Source organism: Streptomyces sp. NPDC051286 (assembly GCF_044455345.1).
Lineage (GTDB): Bacteria > Actinomycetota > Actinomycetes > Streptomycetales > Streptomycetaceae > Streptomyces.
Genome location: NZ_JBITER010000003.1, coordinates 44,488 through 59,507, shown reverse-complemented (window position 1 = coordinate 59,507; position 15,020 = coordinate 44,488). Strand labels below are relative to the sequence as shown.

At 68.6% G+C, this 15,020-nt stretch carries 13 protein-coding genes; 7 read left to right on the top strand and 6 right to left on the bottom strand.

Annotation, left to right across the window (positions count from 1 at the left end; genetic code table 11):
- Nucleotides 1-587 precede the first annotated feature (587 nt).
- The gene (locus ACIBB8_RS04915) at nucleotides 588-845 is read left to right on the top strand and encodes a type II toxin-antitoxin system Phd/YefM family antitoxin (protein WP_398949011.1); all 258 of its coding nucleotides are present in this window, start codon (nucleotides 588-590) and stop codon (nucleotides 843-845) included.
- A gap of 9 nt (nucleotides 846-854) precedes the next feature.
- Nucleotides 855-1,115 (top strand): Txe/YoeB family addiction module toxin, encoded by a 261-nt coding sequence (locus tag ACIBB8_RS04910; protein WP_398949010.1) that lies wholly within the window; start codon nucleotides 855-857, stop codon nucleotides 1,113-1,115.
- A gap of 210 nt (nucleotides 1,116-1,325) precedes the next feature.
- Here the strand turns inward: ACIBB8_RS04910 and ACIBB8_RS04905 are convergent, their stop codons facing one another.
- The gene (locus ACIBB8_RS04905) at nucleotides 1,326-1,883 is read right to left on the bottom strand and encodes a YbjN domain-containing protein (RefSeq protein WP_398949009.1); all 558 of its coding nucleotides are present in this window, start codon (nucleotides 1,881-1,883) and stop codon (nucleotides 1,326-1,328) included.
- A 145-nt stretch (nucleotides 1,884-2,028) separates the two neighbouring features.
- Here ACIBB8_RS04905 and ACIBB8_RS04900 point away from each other — a divergent pair, with 145 nt between their 5' ends.
- Complete coding sequence (locus ACIBB8_RS04900; RefSeq protein ID WP_398949008.1) at nucleotides 2,029-2,490, top strand: hypothetical protein; 462 nt, start codon at nucleotides 2,029-2,031, stop codon at nucleotides 2,488-2,490.
- Between the two features lie 15 nt (nucleotides 2,491-2,505).
- On the opposite strand, the gene clpB is transcribed toward ACIBB8_RS04900, so the two are convergent.
- Nucleotides 2,506-5,103, bottom strand: a complete 2,598-nt coding sequence (clpB, locus tag ACIBB8_RS04895) for an ATP-dependent chaperone ClpB (protein ID WP_398949007.1) — start codon at nucleotides 5,101-5,103, stop codon at nucleotides 2,506-2,508.
- A gap of 223 nt (nucleotides 5,104-5,326) precedes the next feature.
- Between clpB and ACIBB8_RS04890 the strand changes: the two genes are divergently transcribed.
- Nucleotides 5,327-5,749, top strand: a complete 423-nt coding sequence (locus ACIBB8_RS04890) for a pyridoxamine 5'-phosphate oxidase family protein (RefSeq protein ID WP_398949006.1) — start codon at nucleotides 5,327-5,329, stop codon at nucleotides 5,747-5,749.
- 112 nt (nucleotides 5,750-5,861) lie between these two features.
- On the opposite strand, the gene ACIBB8_RS04885 is transcribed toward ACIBB8_RS04890, so the two are convergent.
- Both ACIBB8_RS04885 and ACIBB8_RS04880 read right to left on the bottom strand, forming a co-directional pair.
- Nucleotides 5,862-6,182, bottom strand: coding sequence for a (2Fe-2S)-binding protein (locus tag ACIBB8_RS04885; protein WP_266984108.1), 321 nt, complete (start codon nucleotides 6,180-6,182; stop codon nucleotides 5,862-5,864).
- Nucleotides 6,179-6,445, bottom strand: a complete 267-nt coding sequence (locus tag ACIBB8_RS04880; protein WP_398949005.1) for a hypothetical protein — start codon at nucleotides 6,443-6,445, stop codon at nucleotides 6,179-6,181. Before ACIBB8_RS04880 ends, ACIBB8_RS04885 begins: the two co-directional genes overlap by 4 nt.
- A gap of 127 nt (nucleotides 6,446-6,572) precedes the next feature.
- Here ACIBB8_RS04880 and ACIBB8_RS04875 point away from each other — a divergent pair, with 127 nt between their 5' ends.
- Nucleotides 6,573-7,637: a helix-turn-helix transcriptional regulator gene (locus tag ACIBB8_RS04875; protein WP_398949004.1), complete on the top strand. Its 1,065-nt coding sequence runs from the start codon at nucleotides 6,573-6,575 to the stop codon at nucleotides 7,635-7,637.
- A 492-nt stretch (nucleotides 7,638-8,129) separates the two neighbouring features.
- On the opposite strand, the gene ACIBB8_RS04870 is transcribed toward ACIBB8_RS04875, so the two are convergent.
- Nucleotides 8,130-10,580, bottom strand: a complete 2,451-nt coding sequence (locus ACIBB8_RS04870) for a GH92 family glycosyl hydrolase (RefSeq protein WP_398949003.1) — start codon at nucleotides 10,578-10,580, stop codon at nucleotides 8,130-8,132.
- Between the two features lie 535 nt (nucleotides 10,581-11,115).
- Between ACIBB8_RS04870 and ACIBB8_RS04865 the strand changes: the two genes are divergently transcribed.
- Nucleotides 11,116-11,421 carry a hypothetical protein gene (locus tag ACIBB8_RS04865; protein ID WP_398949210.1) on the top strand — a complete coding sequence of 102 codons (306 nt, stop codon included), beginning with the start codon at nucleotides 11,116-11,118 and terminating at the stop codon, nucleotides 11,419-11,421.
- A 5-nt stretch (nucleotides 11,422-11,426) separates the two neighbouring features.
- Here the strand turns inward: ACIBB8_RS04865 and ACIBB8_RS04860 are convergent, their stop codons facing one another.
- Complete coding sequence (locus ACIBB8_RS04860) at nucleotides 11,427-11,879, bottom strand: VWA domain-containing protein (RefSeq protein WP_398949002.1); 453 nt, start codon at nucleotides 11,877-11,879, stop codon at nucleotides 11,427-11,429.
- A gap of 615 nt (nucleotides 11,880-12,494) precedes the next feature.
- Here ACIBB8_RS04860 and ACIBB8_RS04855 point away from each other — a divergent pair.
- Complete coding sequence (locus tag ACIBB8_RS04855) at nucleotides 12,495-14,912, top strand: PA14 domain-containing protein (protein ID WP_398949001.1); 2,418 nt, start codon at nucleotides 12,495-12,497, stop codon at nucleotides 14,910-14,912.
- The last annotated feature ends 108 nt before the right edge of the window (nucleotides 14,913-15,020 follow it).

Sequence of the window (15,020 nt, the reverse complement as noted above, 5' to 3'; positions counted from 1 at the left end):
AGACATCGGGCGAGTCGAACGCGGAGAAGAACTCCCGCCGCCGGACGTAGAGATAGCCCGAGCCCATCGTGTGCGGCCCGTTCGCATTCTTCCCACCAGGGCCGGCTCAATGGCTCACGGCGGCCAGTGCGTCTGCTTGCTCGTGCACCCTCCCCGACCGGGTGCGCCGAGGCGGTCTTCGCGTGGCGCCCGAGGGACACGACCGTGTCGTACTGCATCGACTTGATCGTGCTTGAGTGCTCGAAGCTCTGCGGAGTCGTGATCACCTTTCCGTCAGCTCCGAACAGAACCGTGTGTCCCTGGGGGAACTCGGTGTGCATGATCGCGTCGACGCTCATGGACGGCTCCTTCCCGTGTGCGGTCTGGATACGGCGGCCAGTGCCGTGTCACCGAGCCGACGGTACGGCCGGGGGACCGGTCCGGACAGGCCCCCGGCCGCCCCGGGTCCGTCGTCAGCGGGAGAGCGCCGTACCTCACTCGCCCGGACCTTTCGCGCCGGAGGCAGCCCTATCGCGGCCGTCATTCCGGCGGTTGTCGCACCACAGGGAGCGACGTACAATTTCTTGTACGTCAAAGGAGGGCTGATCGTGAAGACCATGACGTACTCCGAGTCGCGCGCACGGTACGCCGAGGTACTCAACTCCGTCACCGACGACCGCGAAGAGGTCGTCATCACCCGGGCCGGACACGAGCCGGTCGTCATCGTCTCCCTTGAGGACTACGAGTCCCTGAAGGAGACGGCCTACCTGCTGCGCAGCCCGGCGAACGCCCGGCGCCTGCTCGCGTCCATCGACGAGCTGGAGAACGGTGGCGGCACCGTACGCGAGCTGGTGGCCGACGAATAAGGGACGCGGATGAAGATCACCTTCTCCTCCCGCGCCTGGGAGGACTACCTGTGGTGGCAGCTTCAGGACCGGAAGATCGTGAAGCGCATCAATACGCTCATCGCGGACGTTGCCCGGAACGGCAACGAGGGGATCGGCAAACCGGAACCGCTCAAGCACGGATTCCAGGGCTACTGGTCGCGCCGCATCAACGACGAGCACCGACTGATCTACAAGGCCACCGAGGACAGCGTCCTGATCGCGCAGTGCCGCTACCACTATGAGAGCTGACAGGACTCGAACGGATCGAGCACGGCCCCTGCCGTCCGGCTCCGGCCTCTTCGGGTCCGAGCCGCTTTCCCGGCTGCCGTCGGCGCACGCCCTGACAAAAACCCGGCCGAGGACGGCGGTCGTGGTGACCGTCCGCCCGGCCGGGCTGTCGTTCGCCGACGGGACGTATCCGCTGACGCCGTCCCGTCGGCGCTGTGAACCGCTGTGTACTCAGGCGCTCGGCGCGTCCGAGCCGTCGCCCGGCTCCTTGTCGGCCGGCTCCAGACCCAGACGCTCCCGCAGCCACTTGTCGAACTCGATCGAGGCCCGCACCCAGCTGACCGTCGACGAGACGAAGTGCTCCAGGCTGACGCCCGTACCGATGAGCATCTGCGCCTCACCGATCAGACGGACCGAGGTCTCGGTATCCTCGGCGCCCTCCTCGGCCTCGTGGGTGTGGGTGTAGACCTTGGGCCACAGGGTGCGGCGGTTCCAGTCGTCGATCGCGTCGAGGAGGACCGGGCGCTGGTCGGCGGGGTGCGGGCGGTCGTAGAACGTACGCACCGAGAAGACCTGCTGCTCGCCCTCGCCACGGAACATGAAGTACGTGCGGAAGTCCTCCCACGGCGCCGCGAGGTCACCCTCGTCGTCGACGACGTACTTCAGCTCCATCTGGTCGAGAAGCTGCTTGACGAGGTCCTGGTCAGGGACGACGGGGCCCTCCGGTCCTGCCGCCTGCGGTTCGGGCTGGCCCCCGAAATTCGGAATCGAGGACGGGTCGATGCTCACCGTGAATTTCCCTTCGTACGGTTGGCGCCATCCTCTCCCATCGCAGGCGGGGAATGGCAACCCCCGGCTGGTCCGATCAGCTGTCGGCTGACATGATCCCGCCTGCCGGGGAGGGGGACCCGCGAGGGCCCCCGGGAGGGATGTCATGCACGGAACATGCAGCAGGGCCGCCCGTTTCCGCTCCCTCTTGGTGCTTCTGGCACTGCCCGCGCTCCTCGTCGCCTGGATCGGGTGGTGCGTCATCGGCTTCCTGACGAGCGACGATCCGTTCGGGACCACGTCGAAGGCCCCCTGCGACGAGGCGATGGAATTCACCGGGGTCCCGTTGCCGGCCGGAGCGCGCGACCAGCAGTGTGTGACGCGCGTCTGGCTGGACACGGAGTACGACGTCCGCTTCCGGATCACCCGTAAGGATCTGGACGCCTGGCTGGAATCGGAGTTCCCCGGCACCGTACTCGACTCGGAGTTCCGCATAGGCAAGGGCGACACCTGCGCACACATCGAGTTCGGCGATCAGAGGCCGAGTCAGGCCGTCGCGGCCGATGTGTCGGTCGTGTACGAGGGCGGCGGCACCGCCCTCGTACACTTCGAGCCTTTCGACGTCTAAGAACCACCCGATCCGTTACCGCGCGGCCCCCACGATCAGACCGCTCTCCTCGCCGTCCCCGAACGTGTCCACCCGCACGGTGTCCCCATCCGTGACCTCGCCCGCGAGGATCTCCTTCGCGAGCCGGTCGCCGATCGCCGTCTGGATCAGGCGGCGCAGCGGCCGTGCCCCGTACGCCGGGTCGTTGCCCTCCTTCGCCAGCCAGGCCAGGGCGGCCGGGGTGACGTCAAGGGTGAGACGCCGGTCGGCCAGCCGCTTCGCAAGCCGGTCGATCTGGAGCCCGGCGATGTGCGCGAGCTCGTCGCCGGAGAGGGCGGAGAAGACCACCAGGTCGTCGAGCCGGTTGAGGAACTCAGGCTTGAAGGACGCGCGCACGACCTCCAGGACCCGCTCCTTCTTCTCCTCCGGCTTGGTCAGCGGGTCGACCAGGAACTGGCTGCCCAGGTTCGACGTCAGGATCAGGATGGTGTTGCGGAAGTCCACCGTCCGCCCCTGGCCGTCGGTGAGCCGGCCGTCGTCGAGGACCTGCAGCAGGATGTCGAAGACCTCGGGGTGGGCCTTCTCCACCTCGTCCAGCAGGACGACGCTGTACGGGCGGCGGCGCACCGCCTCCGTGAGCTGGCCGCCCTCCTCGTAACCGACATAGCCGGGCGGCGCGCCGACAAGCCGGGCGACGCTGTGCTTCTCGCTGTACTCGCTCATGTCGATGCGGACCATGGCCCGCTCGTCGTCGAAGAGGAAGTCCGCGAGGGCCTTCGCCAGTTCGGTCTTGCCGACACCCGTCGGGCCGAGGAAGAGGAACGATCCGGTGGGCCGGTCCGGGTCGGCGATACCGGCCCTGGTGCGGCGTACCGCATCCGACACCGCCTGCACGGCCTCGGTCTGGCCGATCAGCCGCCGGCCCAGCTCCTCCTCCATGCGCAGGAGCTTCTGGGTCTCGCCCTCCAGCAGGCGCCCGGCCGGGATGCCGGTCCAGGCGCCGACGACATCGGCGATGTCGTCCGGGCCGACCTCGTCCTTGACCATCGTGTCCTTGGCGGCCTCCTGCTCGGCCTCGTCGGCCTCGGCGAGCTCCCGCTCGAGGCTCGGGATCTCCCCGTACAGCAGCTTGGACGCGGTGTCGAAGTCGCCGTCTCGCTGGGCGCGCTCGGCCTGTCCGCGCAGATCGTCGAGGCGCTCCTTCAGCTCACCGACGCGGTTGAGGCCCTGCTTCTCCTTCTCCCAGCGGGCGGTGAGACCACGCAGCTCCTCCTCCTTGTCGGCGAGGTCGCGACGGAGCTTCTCCAGGCGCTGGACGGAACCGGCATCGGTCTCGTTCTTCAGCGCCAGTTCCTCCATCCGGAGACGGTCGACGGCGCGCTGCAGCTCATCGATCTCGACGGGCGAGGAGTCGATCTCCATGCGCAGCCGGGACGCCGCCTCGTCGACCAGGTCGATCGCCTTGTCGGGGAGGAAGCGGGAGGTGATGTAGCGGTCGGACAGGGTCGCGGCGGCGACCAGGGCGGAGTCCGCGATCTGCACCTTGTGGTGCGCCTCGTAACGGCCCTTGAGGCCGCGGAGGATCGCGATGGTGTCCTCCACGGTCGGCTCGGCGACCAGGACCTGCTGGAAGCGGCGCTCCAGGGCGGGGTCCTTCTCGATCCGCTCGCGGTACTCGTCGAGCGTCGTCGCACCCACCATCCGCAGCTCGCCGCGGGCCAGCATCGGCTTGAGCATGTTGCCCGCGTCCATGGCGGAGTCCCCGCCGGCGCCCGCGCCCACGACGGTGTGGAGCTCGTCGATGAACGTGATGATCTGGCCGTCGCTCTCCTTGATCTCGGAGAGGACGGTCTTCAGGCGCTCCTCGAACTCGCCGCGGTACTTGGCGCCCGCGACCATGGCTCCCAGGTCCAGCGAGACGAGCCGCTTGTTCCGCAGGCTCTCCGGCACATCGCCCTTGACGATGCGCTGGGCGAGCCCCTCGACGACGGCGGTCTTGCCGACGCCGGGCTCGCCGATGAGCACAGGGTTGTTCTTCGTACGCCGCGACAGGACCTGCACGACGCGCCGGATCTCCTGGTCACGCCCGATGACGGGGTCGAGCTTGCCCTCACGCGCGGCGGCAGTGAAGTCCGTACCGAACTTCTCCAGGGCCTTGTACTGGCCTTCCGGGTCGGGTGTGGTCACCCGGCGCCCTCCCCTGCTCTTCTCGAATGCGTCCAGCAGCTTCTTCGCGCCGGCGCCCTGCCTGGTGAGGATCTCACCGGCACGGCCGCCCTCGGCCGCGATGCCGATCATCAGATGCTCGGTGGAGAGGTAGTCGTCGCCGAGCTCCTTCGCGCGCTGCGCCGCGTCGGAGATGACGGCGAGCAGCTCACGGTTGGGCTGCGGCGGGGCGACGGTCGACCCGGTGACGCTGGGCAGCGACGCGAGCAGCTGCTCGGTCTCACTGCGCACGGCGGCCTGATCGGCCTCGACGGCGGCCAGCAGGTCGATGATGTTCTCGTTGTCCTCGCCCTGGAGCAGGGCGAGCAGCAGATGCCCAGGGGTCAGATCGGGGTGTCCGTCCTTCACGGCCCTGCTGGTGGCCGCATTGATGGCGTCCCGGCTCCTGTTGGTCAGCTCGGCGTCCACGTGCGCTCTCTCCTCCTTGCGGTGACTGGCCTGTCAACTATGACCAGATCAACGTCCACAAAGTTGAGTCTATTCCACTCAAGGCGCGACTCGTCCCACGCCACACGGCGCACGCCCGGAACCCGGAGCGGAACAGGGCTCCCGACCGAGTGAACCGGCCGGACCGCTCCTCCGCCACCGCACCGCATCGGGGCACGGGCCCGCGGATGCCTACCCTTTCCCCATGGCCGTAGACGTACGCAACCCCAGCCCCGAGTACCTCGCCTTCTGGCGCGAGTACCACGTGTGCACGCTGACCACCCCCCGCCCCGACGGCAGCCCGCACGTGGTGCCGGTCGGCGTGACGTACGACCCCGAGGCCGGACTCGCCCGCATCATCACCAACAAGAGCAGCAGAAAGGTCGCCAACGTCCTGGCCGCCGGCCCGGACGGGGCACGGGTGGCGGTCTGCCAGGTGGACCGGGGGCGCTGGGCGACACTGGAGGGCCGCGCGACGGTCCGTACGGAGCAGGACGTGGTCGACGACGCGGTACTCCGCTACGCGGAACGCTACGGGCGCACGCCGGCACCCAACCCGAACCGGGTCGTCATCGAGATCGCCCTCGAACGAGCGCTGGGCCGGGGCGCACCGGTCCGCACGGCCTGACGGCCTCCCCTCCGTCCGTCCCCGGGCAGCACAGCGGCGCCATCGTGTTCAGGTCACGATGGCGCCGCTGTGTGGGGGAGTGTCCGAGCGACATGGAACGACGGGGGATCGCTCAGGCACTGCGGGGGGTGGCGGAAATGGTTTCTGGTTCGATCAGCTGGTGGTCACGCTGATCAAGATTGACGAAGATCATTCCGTACCGGATCGCACACCGGACGGGCTGCGGCGCCCCGCGGGGGCGCCGGAGGCACCGGTAGGCGCGGACCTCGTCGTCGTCCTCGAGGACGACGACGACGGGCTCTCCGAGCAGGGTGACCATCAACGAATCGCCATGGCGGGGGAGTGCCGTGAGCAGATCGATGAAGTGCCACCCTGAGCGATACGCCGAGGCCATCTCCCGCCGGAAGACCCGGTCGTCCGGCGGGATGGTCACGCCTCCGCCAGATTCAGCGGAGAGCTGCCCCAGCCGACATCGGCCTGGCGGAGGTCGGTGACGGCGCCTGTCTGCACAATGCCCCAGCCGACATCGGCCTGGCGGAGGTCGGTGGCGGCGGCTGCCTGCACGCTGCCCCAGCCGACATCGGCCTGGCGGAGGTCGACGGCAGCGCCTGCCTGCACGCTGCCCCATCCGACGTCCGGGGGAGAGACATTCGCCACGAGCAGCAGCGCAGCAGCGCCAAACACAGTGGCAAGCACTGAGCGAAGCATTCGCTTGTACATAGTCGGCTTCGTCCTCACTTGATGGATTCCTCTCCCCCGTCCAACAAGACGATGGCTCATTCAGGCACGTCAATGCCACAGGGACGATGCATCATGTTCCTGCATGTTCAGGACCCTGGGGGGTGGAGATTTGCTGACAAACAGCACCGAACCGACACATACTCACGCGGTCACGGACCTGTGCACGGAAGGGGCACGGCTGTACGCCAGCGCACTGAGCGTCGGACGCATCGCTCGCGCCGAAATGGGACCCGCACCCTGCCTCATCGAGTTCGGGCTCCTGCTTCCCGATCCGGACGACGCCTCGTGGCTCCGCCCCGTTCCGCCCTCCGCCGCCCTGGCGCAGCGGCTCCACCCGCTGGAACGTGAGATCCAGGACCGCAGACGGGCGTCCGTGGAACTGACTGACGCCTTCGAACCGTTCATGGCCATCAGTGCCCAGAGTCCGGCACCCACGCATGCAATCACTGTGCTGGAAGGCATCGACCGGATCAACGCGGCGCTCGATCTGGCCATCGTCGAGAGCCGGACCGAGGTGCTGACCATCCAGCCCGGAGGCGGACGCAGCGAGGAAGTCCTCAGCGAGGCCCTGACCCGCAGCAAGCCGCTCATAGATTCCGGTATCAGCGTCCGCACCCTCTACCAGCACACCGTCAGGCACAGCCAACGCACGTTCGCCTACGTGGAACTGATGGCCGGCGCCAGAATGGAGATCCGTACGCTCGAAGAGCTCATCGAGCGTCTCATCATCTGCGACGACACCGTCGCCTTCATCCCGGTCCGGGACACCCCCCCTATCGCCCTCGAACTGCGACACCCCGGGCTGGTCGCGTACCTGACGAAGGTGTTCGAGCAATTCTGGCGCCGGGCGGTTCCGCTGAACGAAGCGGCCCCGTACGACCCGGCACGCGACGGCATCACCGGCGTCCAGCGCGCCATAGCCGCGCTGTTGGTCGAGGGGTACGTCGACGAGGCCATAGCCCGCCGTCTCGGCATGAATGTCCGTACCTGCCGTGCGCATGTCGCCAAGCTCTCCTCCACCCTCGGCAGCAACAGCCGCGCCCAACTCGGCTACCTGATCGCCCAGTCAGGGATACTGGACACCCCGGACAACGGAACCCAGGATCTCGGCATGACGTCTTCCGGGACGCCCGACCAGGAGGTCTGAAGGACACACCGGGCCTCCCGGGCCCTGCCTTCCCGCCTCACTCAGCCGCGCGGCGGGCCGGGTCGTGGGTTCAGCCTGCCTCGCCGCCGATTCCCTCACACAGCGAAGAGTGGCACGGCACCAATCCGGCATACAGCAGATAGGCCCGGAGGACGGCCAGGCAGTTCACCTCGACAGCAAGAAGGCACCACAGCGAGAACCATGCCTCCGACTGCGCTTCGAGCTCTCGAATGCTGCGGACCCGTCGCCAGGGAGAGCTGGGGTCATAGACCATCAGCGCTGGTCATGGTGGCACGAGCTGCGGCCGCTGCCCTGGATTTCCAGCTTCCGGGCGGCACCTCACGCCGCATCACTGCGACGACCGACACCGCGCGGCATCCCGGTGACCGCCCGTCGCGGCCGGTGGTCCTGCCACCGGACGCGACGGGCGTTGCACACCGGCGGGAGCAGCCGGATGTCTGCTCCCGCCGGCTCTGCGTCAGCTCCCCCGCGTCAGCGAGGGAGCATGGCCGGGTCGGTCGCCCAGCTGGTGTTGGCCCGGTCGCTCACCTCGAAGGACAGCGAGCCGCCCTGGCGCACGAGCGAGTCGTCCACCCAGGAGGAGTCGTGCTGTGCGCCATTGAGGTTCACCGACTCCACGTACAGGTTGGTGCCGGCCGCCCGGGGCGCGTCGATCGTGATCTCCTCGCGGTCTCCGGCGCCCGCGATGACGGCGTGCGGGAAGACCGGAGCGCTCAGCAGCATGTCGGCCGAGCCGGGCGCCTTCGGATAGATGCCGAGGGCGGAGAAGACGTACCACGCCGACATGGTGCCGAGGTCGTCGTTGCCGGGGAGACCGGCGGGACCTGTCCCGTACACGGTGTCGAGGATCTGGCGGACGGTCTCCTGGGTCTTCCACGGCTTGCCGAGCGCGTTGTACAGCCACGGAGCGTGGATGCCCGGCTCGTTGGTGGGGTCGTAGCGCAGCCAGTATTCGCCACCGTCGACCGACCAGGAGCCGTCGGGGTTATGGAAGAAGTCGTCCAGGCGGGCCGCCGCCTTGTCGCGGCCGCCCATGGCGGTGGCGAGACCCTGGACGTCCTGCGGCACCATCCACACATAGGTGGCGGCGCTGCCCTGGGCGAATCCGGTGTAGGTGGCGGGGTTGAACGGGGTCACCCAGGAACCGTCGGCGTTGCGGGCCTGGATGTAGCCGGCGTCCGGGGTGGCCGCGGGGTTGAAGACGTTCTTCCAGTAACCGCCGCGCTCGCTCAGCGTCCGGTACTCCTCGTCACGGCCCAGCCGCTGGGCCCACTGCGCGAGAGCCGCGTCGGCGACGGAGTCCTCGAGTGTCTCGGCGGCGCCGCCCCAGCAGTGGCACTGGTCCTGCGCGGCGTAACCGGACTTCATGTACTGGGCGAGGTTGGGGCGTGCACCCTCGCACTGGCCGGGGCAGCCCGCGTCGGACAGCCCGGACGGGTGCGGCACGGTGGCCTGGTGGTACAGGGAGTCGAAGGCGCCCTGGACGTCGAAGTTGCGCACGCCCATGGCGTAGAAGGTGGCCAGGGTCGCCGCCGAGGGATCGCCGGTCATCACATGGCTGGCGCCGCTGATGTGCACCCAGCGGTCCCAGACCCCGTCGTTCTGCTGCGCGAAGTTGTACAGCGACTGGGCGAAGTCGCCCGCGACGCGCGGTTCGAGCAGCGCGAGCAGCTGCACCTGGGCCCGGTACTGGTCCCAGCCAGAGAAGTTGCTGTACTGCGCCCTCTGGCCGCGGGCGAGCGTGTGGACCTTGCGGTCCATGCCCACGTAGGTACCGTCGCGGTCGCTGATCAGGTTGGGCTGCTGCAGGGCGTGGTACAGGGCGGTGTAGAAGGCCGTACGGCGGTCCTCCTCACCCCCGCTGATCTTGACGGCCTTCAGCGTCCGGTCCCAGGCGCCCTTCCCGGCCTCCGCCACGTGCTCGACGCTCGCCTTCGGGGCGATCTCACCGCGCAGGTTCGCCTCCGCGCCGGCCAGGGAGACGTACGAGATCCCGACGCGCATGTGGACATCGTTGTCATACGTGGTGTCGAAGGAGACGTATCCGCCGGAGCCCCGTCCTGCCCGGTTGGCGCCGGTCAGGTAGCCCTCGCCGCCGTCGGCGGTCGTGGCACCGGGGGAGAGCTGGTCGTTGTGCCAGGTGCCCACGGAGGAGAAGCCACGGTCGAACGCGGCGGTGAAGTACAGGCGGTAGTAGCTCTTGCGGTTGTTGTTGGGGGTACCGCCGTTGGCGCGCCTGCCGCAGAACGCGCCGGTCTCCACCCAGCCGGTCACCTTGTTGTGCGCGGTGTCGATGTCGACGTGGGCGTCCTCGCTCCCGTTCAGGGAGTTGGAAACCCGGAACAGCAGGCTGGCGGGCTTGTCCTGGGGGAAGGTGAAGTCGGCAGCACCGGCTCGCTCGCTGACCGCGAGGTCGGTGGTGACACCCGAGTCGAGGCCCACCCGGTAACGGCCGGGCTCGGCCTTCTCGTTGTCGTGCGAGAAGTTCGCCGCGTACTTCGCGTCCTTGGTGTCGGCGGTGGGCGAGGAGTCCACGTTGCCGACGAACGGCATGATCGGTACGTCACCCGCCGCTCCGGGGTGACATCCCGCGCCGTTGACGTGGGTGAGGGAGAAACCGCGCAGACGAGTGGTGTTGTAGGAGTACCCGTTGGATGCGGCGGTGTTGGTCTGGTCGCCCGCGGTGCTGGTGGGCGACCAGGCGATCATTCCGAACGGCAGGTTGGCGCCGGGGTAGGTGTTGCCGCCGTTGCTGGTACCGATCAGCGGGTCCACGTAATCGACGGGGTGCGGGACCGGGTCGGCCGCGGCGGAGTCGGCGCTTGCCGCGGTGCCTCCCAGGAGCGGGAGGAGCAGCCCGGCCGAGATCACGGCGACGGCAACGGTTGGACGGCGGCCTGGTGTTCTCCGGAATACTTGCATAGTCAACCATTTCCTTTGCTCGCATACTGCGTGGGCCGCGGTTCCCTTGCGGAGGTTCACAGCCCTGGGCAGGCACGAAGGTAGGAAAGTCGCACATGTGCGGCCATGACACCGCAGGTACCGCCGACGAATTTCTGATGAATCAACGCATACCGAGATTCAGCGGAAAAGCTGCGGTCACGCTCCGTTCGAGGACTGCGGCACATCAACGGAGGCCTTGCGCGGCCGTGTTGACGGTTCGGAGGGCCGGCCGACCGGCAGCGCGCCGACACTTCAGCGGCCTTCCAGGCCGCCGAGCTCGAACCACACGCCCTTCGCGTACCGCCCCGCCCGGTCGTGGGCGACACCCCAGGTGTCGGCGATCCACCTCCGCCTGCGCGGCGGGGGCGGCGAAGCCGGCCAGGGCGGCGGCTGCAGCGAGAAAGGCAATGGTTGCGCGCTTGCGCATGGATCTCCCTACGGAGTGATGACGCGCCCGCCGGATGGCGACACAGCGGGCAGCTGACGGGCCAACTGTAGGCGGCCGGTCGTCGACCTGCTCGACTGGCACCGCGGCCGGCTCTCCTCCCGCCGGCTCGCGGTACTGGTCCGGCACCTGCCACGCGACAGCGCGGTGATGCGCGACCTCCACGGGGAGGAGGTGGAATGGTCCGTCACCGACCGTCTGCTTGCCACCGCCGTGGACCAACTTGCCGATGCCAACTGGATGTTCGCCATAGTCCACCGTGACGAGGACGCCGATCCTGTGGACTGTCCCGAGCCCATCCCTCGCCCCGGCAGCAAGGAAGAACCGGCGACCGAGGCCCCGGACGCCGCGCAGCTCGCGGCCTTCTTCGCCTGAGGGCGTCAGCAGCCCGATGATCTACGCCACGCGCTGAACGGTTTCATGAGGCCGCGGTAAATCATGTACGGGTGAGTGGTTGCTATCGAGTAGTTCCACCCCTGATAAAAGTTGACGTTCCCGATATGGGGAGCTTCGACCCTGAGATCGGCCAGCCGGTCCAGTACGGTCATGTTCAGCTCGGTGTCGCCGAAGAACAGCCAGAAGACATTCGCACCGGCCGCCCTGTCCAGCTGGCCGGCTATCTCCCGATCCTCACCCTCGTTCCCCCAGGTGAAGAACAGCACAAGCATGGGCAGATCTTTCGGTCGTGCCGATTCCCCTATCACCTGGATCGCCCTCGCAACGCTTTCCCCATCGAAGAGGGAGTAGCTCTTGGCGCGCCGAAGCAAGAGATTGCCCGGTTCCGCATCCCTGGGTAACAGGGTCTTTTTCGGCAACCTCCCCCAGTCGGCCACCCAGCTCTCGACGTTCGACGGTCCGAATACGGGCAGACTGCGCTGACGGGTCGTATTAGATCCAGGGCTCCACCTCCATCGAGGGGGACAGAACACTCGCAATTGCTGCCGCATATCAGGCTACATCGGCAATTTTGCCGTCCTCGAACACATATCGGCGCTTGCCCGGTAATGCCAGGACGACTCTGGCCGACCCTCGCTCGACCCTGCACATACGGGCAGCCGCACGCAGGGCCCAACGCGCCTCGCGAAAGCCGTCACCGGACACAGGGGACATCGCTCTGTTGGCTGGTCATGCCCACAGAAGGAGAAGCGGCACGCAGATCGGCGCGGTGAACAAGGTGGTGCGTGGACGAGTTGCTGCGCCAGGGCTGGATCTACAGCTGTCCGCCACCCAGGGTGCCGCTCGCCAGGCCCTCGCCCTGTGGCAGGCGACCGGCCGGTGAGCGGTGCTGCTCCCCGCCGGTGACCTGGGGCAGGTCACCGGCGGCAGGTCACCGGCGGAACAGGGCCGACAGCAAACGCTCAAGCGTGCGATCATCACGCCCGGCGCTCCCCCACATCCCCTGGTGCTCCCCCCACGCCCCACCGGACTGAGAGCGATCCCGAAGACACATGCCTCAGCGTTTCCGCGCTGCCTGCGCGACAGCCGCCGCCGCGGGCGCGGCCGTCGCCGGACTTGCCGTACCCACCACCGCGCATGCCGCCACCACCTGCGCGGACGGCGTGTGGAAGGCCACGTACTACCCCAACACCAGTTTCTACGGCACGCCCAAACTGACGACGTGCGACAGCTCGATCAGCGAGGACTACGCCACCGGCGACCCCGCCGGAGTCACCCTGCCCAGCGACAACTTCACCGTCCGCTGGCAGACCACCCGCAACTTCGGCTCCGGCGGACCCTTCACCTTCACCACCGCCGTCCGCGACGGCATCCGCGTGTACGTGGACGGCGTCCGCAAGATCGACCTGTGGAAGAACGTCTCCACCACCCAGACCAAGACGCTCAACCTCACCATCCCCAGCGGCCGCCACACCATCCGCGTCGACTTCGTCGCCTTCACCGGTTCCGCCAACGTCAAGTTCACGTACGCGCCGCGGACTTCGGCGACCGTCGACACCGTCAAGCCCCTCGCCCCCACCGGCGTCTCGGCGGCCTATGACCCCGCCGCCCTCAAGGCCACCATCCGCTGGGCGAAGAGCCCCGAGATGGACCTCGTCGGCTACCACGTCTACCGCCGCCCCGCCGGCACCAGCACCTGGACCAGGCAGACCAGCACCCCGCTGACCACCACATCCCACACCAACACTCCGCCCGCCACCGGCGCCGCGTACCAGTACGTCGTACGCGCCGTCGACAAAGCCGGCAACGAGTCCGGCGGCTCGACCCTCCAGTCGGTCACCAGCGCCGACCGGACCCCGCCCGCCGCACCGTTCGTGGAGCTGGACGTCTGCGCCACCGACGAGAAGGTAGCCGGCCCGGAACTCGTCACGACCGCCGCGAACGCGGCCGACATCGCCCTGTACCAGGCCCAGCGGCGCGATCCCGCCACGGGCGACTGGACCACCGTACACTCGGGCACGAAGGGCGCGTTCTGCGACACCGGGCAGCCGTCCGACGGCACCAAGGCCACCTACCGGGGGCGGGCGCGGGACGCGGCCGGCAACTGGTCCGTGTACTCGGCCGCCACCACGTTCACCACCTTCGACCGGACACCGCCGGCGACCGCCGCCGACGCCCGGGTCGAGTACCGGTCGGGTGTTCCCCACCTGGTGTGGTCCCCCGTCACCGGGGCCGCCTCGTACCAGGTCCTGCAGTACGACCCCGCGACCGGCGGCTACCTCGACGCACTGCCCGGCACAGGCACCACCACGGCCACCGACGTCGTGCCGCGCCAGCTGCTGGCGGTCACCAACTCCTACCGGTACGCGGTGCGCGCGCTGGACGCGAAGGGCAACGCGGCCGCCCCGGTGGAGATCACGCTGGCGATGGCCGACCGGCCCGAGGCGATCCCCGCGTACAAGACCACCGCGACCCGGTTCGGCGAGGGGGTGGTGCTCGAGTGGTGGAGCGCCGACCCGTGGACCTTCGACGGCGGCCCGATGCTCACGTACAAGATCGTGCGTACCGACACGGCAACCGGCGAGAGCAGCACCGTGGACAAGTGCAAGCCGGGCAGCGCGTTCGACGGGCCGCTCCAGGACCCTTCGGTGGACTGGTGGTGGGCCGGCGACGACGCCCCCGCGCACGCCGGCCGCAAGGTGCTCCGCGGCACCTGCTGGGACGTCTCCGGCGCCTCCGAGACGACGTACGAGTACCGGATCGTGACCGTCGACCCGTACGGGCACACCTCGCAGCCGGGGCCGGCCGCGACGGAGACCACCCCGGACACCAAGCGCCCGGACCCGGTCCAGAACCTGACCGCAGAGCGGATCCCGCTCGGCGTACGGCTGACCTGGACGCCGCCTGCGGACGAGGACGTCACCGGCTACTACGTGTGGCAGGGCACCACCGACCCGGACACCGGCGCGACGATCTGGAAGAAGAACTGCTGGCGGAGCACGTCCCTGGCCGCAACCGAGATCCTCTGCCCGACGGTCCCCGACGGCGCCACCCACGTCTATCGGGTGGCCGCCACGGACGACCCGGCCCGCTACATGGACGAGGGCCCCGACTTCTTCCACACGGCCGACATCTCTGTCACCCTGCCGGACACCCGGCCGCCGGGCTGGACGGGGACCACGGTCCGTGAGGACCAGTACCCCGAGCTGTACGTCGGCTGCTCCGAGAGCGCGGGACTCGACGACTGCTCCCGGCTGACCGACTACCGCGTGGAACGCTGGGACGCGGCCTCGGCCTCCTACGTCACTCTCAAGTCAGCCAAGGTCGGCAGCCCCACGATCTACATGGACACCACCGTCCACGAGGACCTGCTGGGGCTGTACTACTACCGCGTGGTGTACACCGACGCCTCGGGCACCGAACTGGCCGTACGTCAGCAGGCATACGGCATCTGGGACAGCTGGCTCTGACCGCACGCGAAAGGTACCCGCTCGACGTCTACGGCCGCTCCGGGACACCTGCGACGATCAGGTTCAAGGTCGGCTGACCGCGGGCCGCCAACGGCAGGAAGGCCGCCC